Annotated in this window: 9 protein-coding genes; 2 read left to right on the forward strand and 7 right to left on the reverse strand. The window is 65.1% G+C overall.

The genetic code is table 11. From position 1 onward, the window contains the following. Positions 1-191: 191 nt before the first annotated feature. The 6 genes from AC1KVG_RS10645 to AC1KVG_RS10670 form a co-directional block, all read right to left on the reverse strand. Positions 192-1,028, reverse strand: a complete 837-nt coding sequence (locus AC1KVG_RS10645) for an ATP-binding cassette domain-containing protein (RefSeq protein WP_481094374.1) — start codon at positions 1,026-1,028, stop codon at positions 192-194. Then, on the reverse strand, positions 1,025-1,819 hold the full coding sequence (gene ssuC / locus AC1KVG_RS10650; protein WP_481094375.1) for an aliphatic sulfonate ABC transporter permease SsuC: 795 nt from the start codon (positions 1,817-1,819) through the stop codon (positions 1,025-1,027). Before ssuC ends, AC1KVG_RS10645 begins: the two co-directional genes overlap by 4 nt. A 109-nt stretch (positions 1,820-1,928) precedes the next feature. Beyond that, positions 1,929-2,912 carry an aliphatic sulfonate ABC transporter substrate-binding protein gene (locus tag AC1KVG_RS10655; protein WP_481094376.1) on the reverse strand — a complete coding sequence of 328 codons (984 nt, stop codon included), beginning with the start codon at positions 2,910-2,912 and terminating at the stop codon, positions 1,929-1,931. 11 nt (positions 2,913-2,923) lie between these two features. Continuing rightward, on the reverse strand, positions 2,924-3,964 hold the full coding sequence (mgrA, locus tag AC1KVG_RS10660; RefSeq protein ID WP_481094377.1) for an L-glyceraldehyde 3-phosphate reductase: 1,041 nt from the start codon (positions 3,962-3,964) through the stop codon (positions 2,924-2,926). A 16-nt stretch (positions 3,965-3,980) separates the two neighbouring features. Next, the gene (locus tag AC1KVG_RS10665) at positions 3,981-5,309 is read right to left on the reverse strand and encodes an LLM class flavin-dependent oxidoreductase (protein WP_481094378.1); all 1,329 of its coding nucleotides are present in this window, start codon (positions 5,307-5,309) and stop codon (positions 3,981-3,983) included. A 64-nt stretch (positions 5,310-5,373) separates the two neighbouring features. Next, complete coding sequence (locus AC1KVG_RS10670) at positions 5,374-7,629, reverse strand: TonB-dependent receptor (protein WP_481094379.1); 2,256 nt, start codon at positions 7,627-7,629, stop codon at positions 5,374-5,376. 274 nt (positions 7,630-7,903) lie between these two features. On the opposite strand from AC1KVG_RS10670, the gene AC1KVG_RS10675 reads away from it, so the two are divergent. Together AC1KVG_RS10675 and AC1KVG_RS10680 are read left to right on the forward strand one after the other, a co-directional pair. Next, a complete protein-coding gene (locus AC1KVG_RS10675) occupies positions 7,904-8,212 on the forward strand; it encodes a GIY-YIG nuclease family protein (protein ID WP_481094392.1) in 309 nt (102 codons plus the stop codon). A 45-nt stretch (positions 8,213-8,257) separates the two neighbouring features. After that, on the forward strand, positions 8,258-8,965 hold the full coding sequence (locus AC1KVG_RS10680) for a glutathione S-transferase (RefSeq protein WP_481094380.1): 708 nt from the start codon (positions 8,258-8,260) through the stop codon (positions 8,963-8,965). Positions 8,966-9,105: 140 nt separating this feature from the next. On the opposite strand, the gene AC1KVG_RS10685 is transcribed toward AC1KVG_RS10680, so the two are convergent. Beyond that, a complete protein-coding gene (locus AC1KVG_RS10685; protein ID WP_481094381.1) occupies positions 9,106-9,921 on the reverse strand; it encodes a DUF3014 domain-containing protein in 816 nt (271 codons plus the stop codon). Positions 9,922-10,218 lie beyond the last annotated feature (297 nt).

A 10,218-nucleotide genomic window follows, 5' to 3' on the forward strand; every position in this document is an offset into this window, starting at 1 on the left:
CCGGCGATACCGTGCAGATGCGGCTGCTGTGCGGGGTTTCAAGGTTTAGCGGGTGCGGCAAGTGCAGATGAGGGGCATCAGGGCCGGCTCACGTTGCTTGGTGTGGGGCTGCACGATGTTGGAGAAACGGGTTTGCCTTGCGCATTGGCGTAGGCGTTGGCTTAGACAGACTCGGGCCGACGACCAGCCCGCTAGACGATCCGCCGCAGTGGCACAGTGGCGTGCGGCGCAGCGCCCTGCCGCGCATCGACATCCTTGGCGTCCTCGGCGTTCTCCGTGGCCGCTGGCGCCGGCAGCTGCGCCGTCCCCAGCAGACGCGACAACACCTGCGCCTGGATCGCCGCCAGCGCCGGTGCGCCTGGTACACGCGGATGCGGCACCGGCACTTGCATATCCAGGCCGACCCGGCCGTGCTCGATCAGCACGATGCGATCGGCCAGCGCGCTGGCCTCGGCCACGTCATGCGTGACCAGCACCAGGGTGAAACCATGCTGCCGCCACAACTGCACGATCAGCTGCTGCATCTCGATGCGCGTCAACGCATCCAGTGCGCCCAGCGGTTCGTCCAGCAACAACAGCCGCGGCCGATGCACCAATGCGCGCGCCAAGGCCACGCGCTGGCGTTGACCGCCGGACAGCGTCGCCGGCCAATCGCCGCCGCGCGTACCCAGCCCCACCGCGTCCAGTGCGGCCTGCGCCTGGGCACGCCCGGCACGGCCCAGGCCGAGCGCCACGTTGTCGATCACCCGCTTCCACGGCAGCAGCCGCGCATCCTGAAACATCAGGCGCACCGCATCGCGCTGCGCAGCCAACGGCGCGTGCCCGCTGGCGACCGTGCCGGTATCGGCCGCTTCCAGCCCGGCGATCACGCGCAACAAGGTGCTCTTGCCGCAGCCGCTGCGCCCGACAATCGCCACGCTGGCGCCAGGTGCAATGTCCAGATCGATGCCGCGCAACACCTCGGCATCGCCATAACGCTTGCCAATCCCGCGCAAGGTCAGCGGCAGGCCGGTCTCGACCGCGCTCATCGGCGCAGCTCCGCACGCTGTTGCTGCGCCGGGTGCCAGCCCAACCACCAGGCTTCCAATCCGCGTGCAGCCAGATCGGCCAGCTTGCCGAGCAATGCGTACAGCAAGATGGCCACCACCACGATGTCGGTCTGCAAAAATTCGCGCGCGTTCGTCGCCAGATAGCCGATGCCGGAACTTGCGGAAATCGTCTCGGCCACGATCAGGGTCAGCCACATCAGGCCCAACGCAAAGCGCAACCCGACCAGAATCGACGGCAACGCACCCGGCAACAACACATCGACAAACAGCTGCGGGCCACGCAAGCCGTAATTGCGCGCCATCTCGATCAGTGCCGGGTCCACGCTGCGGATGCCGTGATAGGTATTGAGATAGATCGGGAAGAAGGTGCCCAGCGCCACCAGAAACAGCTTGGCGCCCTCATCGATGCCGAACCACAGGATCACCAGCGGAATCAGCGCCAGATGCGGCACATTGCGCAGCATCTGCAAGGCGCTGTCGAGCAGGCGCTCGGCCACGCGCGACACGCCTGTGAGCAGGCCCAGCGCGAAGCCAATGCTGCCGCCGATCGCCAGGCCCACTGCCGCGCGCCAGCCGCTGATCGCCAGGTGTTGCCACAACTCGCCGGTTTGCACGAGCGTGATGGCTGCACGCAGCACCGCGTCCGGCGCAGGAAGAATCCGCTGCGGCAACCAGCCACCGGAGGCGGCGATTTGCCACGCCAGCAACAAGGCCAAAGGCAATAGCCAAGGCACCAGCGCGTTGCCAAAACGACGCGAGCCGTTGCTCATCGCGGCACCTTGATGGTGTAGCGACGCATCAAAACGACAGCGCGTATGTGCACGTTTCCGGGGACCCGGCACCCGATCCCGATCCCGTTTGCATCTCTGGTCCCGCGCATCACTTGCCCGCCGCCTGTTTGCCCGCCGGCGATGCAACGGCAACCGCTGGCGCGCGCCACACCGCCGGTGCCACCAACACCCGCTTGGGCAACAGGCGCTGCGCGTAGAACAGATCGGCGGTGGCCTGCTGCGCCTTGATGACCTCGGCGCTGAGCGGTTGCACGCTGGCCGGCGGGCGATGGGCCAGCGTGCGCTCGACCACCGCAGGCGGCAGCCCGCTCTCCTGCGCCAGCACGCGAATGCTGCCGGCGCGATCGCGTTCCAATAGTCCGTCAGCCTGATTGAGCTGCCCCATCACCTGCTGCACGAACGGGCCCCACGCGGTGGCATAGCGCCGCGAAGAGAGAAAGAAGCCGCCGGTCAATCCAAGCCCTTCGCCGTTGGCGAGCAGGCGCGCACTGCCATCCAGCGTCAAGGCCGAATACCACGGGTCCCAGATCGCCCAGGCATCCACCTGCCCTGCAGCGAAGGCTGCACGTGCATTGGCCGGTGACAGATACAGCGGCGTGATGTCGCGCATGCTCAGGCCCGACTTGGCCAACAGCCGCAGCAGCAGGTTGTGCGCACTCGACCCTTTCTGAAACGCAACCCGCTTGCCTTTGAGATCGGCCACGCGCCGCAGCGTGCTCTTGGCCGGCACCAGAATGGTCTCGGCCTTGGGCGTAGGCGGCACCCAGCCCACGTAGAGCAGATCGGCACCGGCAGCCTGCGCGAACAACGGCGGAATATCGCCGGCACCGCCCAGATCGATGCTGCCCACGTTCAAGGCTTCCAGCAATTGCGGCCCGGCAGGAAACTCGATCCAGGTAATTTTGGTGCGCGGGAAGCGTTGTTCCAGCAAACGATGCTGCTTGGCCAGCACCAGGCTCGACACCGCTTTTTGATAGCCGATACGCAACTGCGCTGGCTCGGCCGCCCATGCGGGTTGCAGCCACGCGATGCTGGACAACAGCAACGCAACAAACAAAAAGCGGTAGCGCATCGAACTCCTCCTCATTGCCAATCGGTGGACGGTTTTTCCCAGAGGTTGACGCCACCCTCGACCGCAAAGCGATCGATCTCGGCCAACTCGTCGGCACTGAACGCAGGCGACTGCAAGGCCGCGACGTTTTCGATCAACTGCTCCGGGCGGCTGGCACCCAGCAAGGCCGAGCTCACGCGCGGATCGCGCAGCACCCAGGCCAACGCCAACTGCGCCAGGCTCTGCCCCCGCCGCTGTGCGATCGCATCCAGCCCGCGTGCGCGCTGCAGATTGTCCTCGGATAGATGTTCCGGCCGCAGCGACTGCCCACCCGGACGATTCACCCGCGCATCGCTGGGCACGCCATTGAGGTACTTGCCGGTCAACAAGCCCTGCGCCAACGGGGTGAACGCGATCACGCCGGCACCCACCTCGTCCGTGGCATCGAACAACTCCTGCTCGGCCCAGCGATTGAACAGGTTGTAGGCCGGCTGATGGATCAACAGTGGCACCTTCCACTCGCGCAGCAGCGCGGCGATCTCGCGCGTGCGCGCCGCCGAGTACGACGACACGCCCACGTACAACGCCTTGCCCTGCTGTACCGCGCTGGCCAATGCGCCGGCGGTTTCTTCCAACGGTGTGTCCGCATCGAAGCGGTGCGAGTAGAAGATGTCCACGTAGTCCACGCCCAGCCGCTGCAGGCTCTGATCCAGGCTGGAAAGCAGGTACTTGCGCGAACTGCCGCCCTGCCCGTACGGGCCTGGCCACATGTCCCAGCCGGCCTTGGTCGAGATGATCAACTCGTCGCGATACGGCTTGAAATCCTCGCGCAGCAAACGGCCGAAGTTGATTTCCGCGCTGCCATACGGCGGGCCGTAGTTGTTGGCCAGATCGAAATGGGTGATGCCCAGATCGAACGCGGTGCGCAGCAAGGCGCGCTGCGTGTCGATCGGCGTGCTGTCGCCGAAGTTGTGCCACAGGCCCAGCGACAGCGCAGGCAGGACAAGGCCGCTGCGGCCGACACGGCGGTAGGCGAGACGGTCGTAACGATCGGGATGTGCGAGATAGGTCATCAGAATGTCCGGTAGATCAGCGTGCGCTGAAGCGATTGGCGGGGCGTGCCAGCCCCAGATGATCGCGCAACGTGCGCCCTGCATAGTCACGCCGGAACAGCCCGCGTCGCTGCAGCTCCGGCACCACGTGATTGGCAACATCGGCCAGGCCGCCGGGCAGATGCGGCACCAGCACGTTGAAACCATCGGCCGCGTCTTGCTCGAACCAGGTCTGCAACTCATCGGCAATCTGCGTCGGTGTGCCGATCAGGCTGTAATGCCCGCGCCCGCCCGCGATGCGCCGACCGAGCTGGGCAATGCTCAACTGCTCCTGCCCGGCCAACTCGGTGAACAACTGCTGGCGACTGCGCTGGCCGGTTTCGGTGAGCGGCAACTCCGGCAACGGGCCATCGGGTGGATAGCCGGACAGGTCGAAGTTGCCCAACATGCGCGACAGCAGTGCGATGCCGACGTCAGGCTCCACCAGTTCCTGAAACTGCTCGAACTTTTCCTGCGCTTCGGCCTGGCTTTGCCCAACCACGATGAACACGCCTGGCATCACCTTCAATGCATCGCGCGAGCGCCCGAATTGTTCCAGCCGCCCCTTGATGTCGGCGTAGAACGCCTGCGCCTTGGAAAGTGACGACTGCGCGGTGAACACCACCTCGGCCGTTTCGGCGGCCAGCGCACGCCCTGGCTCGGACGAGCCGGCCTGCACCAGCACCGGATGCCCCTGCGGCGCCCGCGCGATATTGAGCGGACCGCGCACCTGAAAATGCGGGCCGCGATGGTCAAGCACGTGCAGCCGTGCGGGATCGTAGTGCATGCCAGCGGCAGTGTCGGCGATGAAGGCATCGTCGTCCCAGCTGTCCCATAGCCCTGTGACCACTTGCTGAAATTCGCGCGCCCGCGCATAGCGCTCGGCATGCACGTAATGCGCATCGCGGTTGAAATTCAGCGCCTCGTCGGCGGCATCGGAGGTGACCAGATTCCAGCCGGCACGCCCACCGGACAGATGATCCAGCGAGGCGAACTTGCGTGCCACGTGATACGGCTCGTTGTAGCTGGTGGTCATGGTGGCGATCAACCCGATGCGCTCGCTCACCACCGCCAACGCGCTCAGCAACGTGAGCGGCTCGAACAGGCTGGAGCGCGCCATCCGCGATGCCACCGGGCCGCCGGCCGCAGCCAGGCTGTCGGCGACGAACACCGCATCGAACTTGGCGGCCTCGGCGATGCGCACCATCTGCCGGTAATGATCGAACACCAGCGGATCGGCACTGGCGTGCGGATGCCGCCATGCGGCCACATGATGGCCGGTGGCCATCAGGAATGCCCCGAGCGAAAGCTGTCGTGCAGCGCTCATCGCAGCCCACCCTGCGTCGCGCCTGCATTGCTTAAATCACTGTCGAAACACATCACCGGCATCGTCAAAAATCCTTGTGCAACTGCAGCCCGACATAGCGCTGATCGTCGCGCGGCACCAGCCGGTATACATTGCCGGTGGCATTGGCCAGCAGCGGCGCATACGAACGATCGCCCAGGTTGCGGCCAAGCACTGCCACACGCCAGCCATGCGCATCGTCGGCCAGCGCGATGCTGGCGTTCCAGATCGCATACGGGCCCTGGATGGTCTGCGGGGTCTGGCTGAGGTCGTACTGCAGACTGTCCTGCCAGCTCACATCGCCGTTGAATTCCAGCGCCAGGCTGCCGCGTAACGGTACCCGGTAACCGGCGCGCAGATTGCCTTTCCAGTCCGGTGAAAACGGCAGCGGCCTGCCATCGACATTGCAGTTGGCCGCTGCTGCGGCGGGGCAGGCAAACCGCTGGATGCGCGCCTGCGTGTAGGCCAGCGATGCGGCCAGGCTGAGCCGCTCGGTGGGCCGATACTCCAGATCCAGTTCCAGGCCTTGCGTGCGCACCTGCCCGGCGTTGATCAAGCGTGTCACCACCTGCCCGGCCACGGTGTCGAAAAAGTTGGCCTGATAGTTGGCGTACTCGGTATGGAACAACGCCACGTTGGCGCTGAGGCGATCGTCCAGCGCACGCGCCTTCAAGCCGAGTTCCCAGGCATTGGAGGTTTCCGGCTTCAGCGCCGGCGTATCGCGCGGCTGCATGTTGAAAAACACGTTGTAGGCAGGGCCCTTGTAGCCGCGCGAATAGGTGAGGTAGCCGGTGGTCTGCGCATCGAAATCGTATTGCAGGCCGGCGCGACCCGACACGCCGTTTTCTGCAGTGCTGCCACTGCTCGCCGTGGAGGGCTGGATACCGGTGACTGCGGCTGCGGAGCTGGACACGCGCCGATGTTGATAGTCGAGCGTGTCGCGGGTGAAGCGCGCGCCCAGCAACGCACGCAGATCCGGCCGCCAATGCCAGGTCGCTTCGCCGAACGCCGCATACGTTTCTGCACGCGTGCCGTAATCGGCCATACCCACGTTGCTGGCGGTGGGCGTCGTCACGGTGCGGCGATAGGTTTCGTCGTTGCGCGCGTGCAGGTAATACAGCCCGGCGACCGCTTCCACTGCACGGTCGCGCGGGGTCTGGATGCGCACTTCCTGCGAATACTGTGTGTAACCCAGATCGCCACGGTCGTGCGAGGACGGAAACGCCACGCTGCGTTGCGCAGTGCGATCGCCATCCTGGAACTGGGTGTTATCCCATTGCCGCCATGCGCTGATCGAGGTGAGCAGCGCCTCGCCGATGTGCTGATCCAGCTGCAGCGAGGCGCCCTTGTTGATGTCGTCCAGATGCGTGCGGTAATCGCTGTTGATCTGCCGGTTGTCGGCGCTGGCAGTGACTGGCGCAAGCGCCGCAGCGAAGTCCGCACGCGTGCTGGCCACCACTACACCGCTGGGCGCATCGCTGCGCGACTGCAGGTAGTCGGCGAGCAGCGTCGCGTTCAAGCTCGGGTTAGGGGTGAGATCCAGCCGCAGCCGCGCACCGGAGCGCTGGTAACCATTGACGGTCTGGCCGTCGGCCACATTGCGCACATTGCCGCCGTACTCGGCCCACAACGCCGATACGCTGGCCTTGAGCACCTCCGGCACCAGCGTGCCGCCCAGGCTGGCACGCACACGGTCTTCGTCGCCGCCACCGAAGTACGCGTAATCCACATAGCCGCCGAACACATCCGGCGCCGGCTTGCTGACGATATTGAGCACGCCGGCCGAGGCGTTCTTGCCGAACAAGGTGCCCTGCGGCCCGCGCAGGACTTCGATACGTTCGACATCGAGCAGATCCAGCGTCGCCTGGCCCGGCCGCCCCAGCACCACACCGTCGATGACCGTGGCCACGCTGGGCTCGACGCCTGGCGAGGTGGAGATGGTACCCACGCCACGCAGGAACAACGAGGTGTCCTTGTTGGAGGCGCCGGTGCGAAAGGTCAGGCTGGGCACCAGCGCCGGCAGGTCGGCCACGCTGTTGCGGTTTTCGCGCTCCAGCGTTTCGCCCTGCACCACCGACACGGCCACCGGCACTTGCTGCAAGGTGGTTTCGCGGCGTGTGGCGGTCACCGTCACCGCGCCCAAGGTCTGCGCGGCGCGGTCCGGCGTTGCAGCCGCCTCGCCCACTTCATCGGCCAGCACCGGCGTACATGCCCACGCCAGACTCCATGCCAACACCTGCGGCTTAGCCAACCATCTCGTAGCAGCAAAGATCCTTGCAGGGGTCCGGTGTCGCGCGGGCATGTATGTCCTTTCGTGGCGTCGGCTGTCTTGTCGCAGCGCTTGTGGATTTCGTTTGTTCGAGAGCGCCGTGCACGCACGGCGAACAGGGCGCAGCGCAGGCCGAGAAGGCAGTGCAATGCAATAGCGCATGCTGTTTGCAGCTGCCGCGAGCGTCAAATAACCAATGTTTAGGTGGTTATTCACTCACGCACCGCAGTGCGTGCGGATAGCCGGCGCCAAGCGCGCTCGAAGACCACCGATGCACAACATCGAGTCAAGTGGCGATAATGGGTTGATGGATGCACCCAAGCCCTGGCACCTCTACCTGCTGCTGTGTCGCAACGGCAGCTATTACGCCGGCATTACCAACGATCTGGAGCGGCGCTTCCAGGCGCATCTGCGTGGCACCGGCGCGCGCTACACACGCGCAAATCCACCACTGGAAGTGCTTGCCAGCCACCCGTATGCGGACCGCGCCGCCGCCTCGCGCGCAGAGTGGCAGCTCAAGCAGCAACCGCGCGCGCGCAAGCTGGCCTGGTTGCTGGCGCAAGCACACGACGGCGCCGAGTCACAGCTCGATGACGCATCGATCACGCCCGCCTAGCCGTGTGTTTTCTACGCTGCACCGCCATCAACCGCGGAGCAGCGCATGCACTATCAGCTCTACTACTGGACCGGCCTGCAAGGCCGCGGCGAATTCGTCCGCCTCGCACTGGAAGATGCCGGCGCCGACTACACCGACGTGGCGCGCGTGGAAGGCGATGACGTGATGAATGCCTTTCTGGAAGGTCACCAAGCCGGCGCCCAGCCGTTCGCACCACCCTTCCTCAAGGCCGGCGGCACGGTGGTTGCGCAGGTCGCAGCGATCCTGCATTTCATTGGGCCGCAGCTGAAGCTGGTACCGGAATCGGATGCACTACGCATCCAGGCATTGCAATTGCAGCTGACCATCACCGACCTGGCGGCCGAAGTGCACGACACCCATCATCCGATCGCCACCGGGCTGTATTACGAAGACCAGAAAGCCGAAGCGGCCAAGCGTGCCAAGGATCTGCGCGACAACCGCCTGCCCAAATTCCTGGGCTACTTCGAGCAGGTGCTGCAGCAGGCCGGCGGCATCCACGTACTGGGCACGCACTCGTATGTGGATCTGTCGCTGTTTCAGCTGATCAGCGGGCTGGAATACATGTTTCCCAAGCGCATGGCAACGCTGTCGACCGATCTGCCCGGCCTCAAGGCCTTGCAGCAGCACGTGGCCGAGCGTCCGCGGATTGCCGCCTATCTCGCATCCGAGCGACGTGTAGCGTTCAACACCAATGGCATTTTTCGCCACTATCCGGAGCTGGATGCGGCGTAATCGATACGGCTGCGTCTCCTGCATCGCGACGCACGTGGCACAGAAATTACCTGCTCCGATGCCGACACCGGATGCATGCCACTGCAGCATGCAAGGCCGCACTCAGTGCGGCGTCATCCTTGCGTCGATCGCAAGCCGCCTCAACGTCCCTGCAGCAATGACGTACGAATTCGCTGCAACTGCACCTTCACCGCAGCGGCCTGCGTCGGCCCCAGCCGCAACACGGCTTTTTGCCCAACCGACAGCGCTTCCAGCGCAGGATCGACAAAGCGATAGCGACCACGTTCGTCGCGCACCACCTTGATCGGTTGAGCCGGATCCGGCGTGCGTAACAGATGATCGATCACATCGATCACGCGGTCGTTGAAGTAACGATCCGGTGCGCCGAGATCAGCATATGCCTGTTGAAACAGCGGGTAGAAGCGCACATAACTGCGCACCAACGCCTGCGCATCCACCTGGGTGAATGCCGCCACGTAAGGCGCATAACGCACCGCATTGGCCTGATCGATCACAACAGCGCCAGCGGCGTCGAAGACCTGCAACTCACCGGGCACCGGCTGCAGCACCGAGACACGACGGCTGATGCTGGGCTGGGTCAGATTGTCGATCATTACCACAACACGCTCGATCAGATGCTTGCGCACCACGATCGACAACGCGCCATCGTCCTGCACCAGGTCCAGCAATGCCTGCCAGGCAGCCGCATCGCTCTGTGCCAGCGCAGGAATCGCAGCGTCGGCGGCATCGACCGAGGGCGCCTGCACCGGATGCCGTGGCCCGGCCGGCAGGGGCGGCGCGGGGGTCACAGCGGCTGCCACGGCGCTTGCGGTCTGGCTGATCGGCGCAGGCAACGCGCCCGGCGGAGTGGATGACCCGCCAAACAGCCACCAGGCGGCACCGGCCACCACTGGCACCGCCAGCAGCCACGGCCAACGCGAAGACTTCGATTGCATCGTGAAACTCCTTACATCGACAACATCCATGGTGTGACCATGAGATGGCGCCGTGGTTCCATCGATTTAGTCGGTCGAGGGCGCGGTGCCCTCACCGCTCGCGGGACACGCCGTGAACCCATCCCTGGGGGCTCGGCGGCGGCATCCATGCCGCCACACGGTCCCGCAATCGGCGAGGACACCGCACCAGAGAGTTGATCGGTTGCTTTGTTTAAAACCATACACACCGATCAACTCGACTGGTCCTTGCCCGCCCACCGTCGCGGGACCTTACGCGGCATGGATGCCGCGTAAGAG

It is taken from the genome of Xanthomonas sp. NCPPB 3959 (assembly GCF_056675575.1).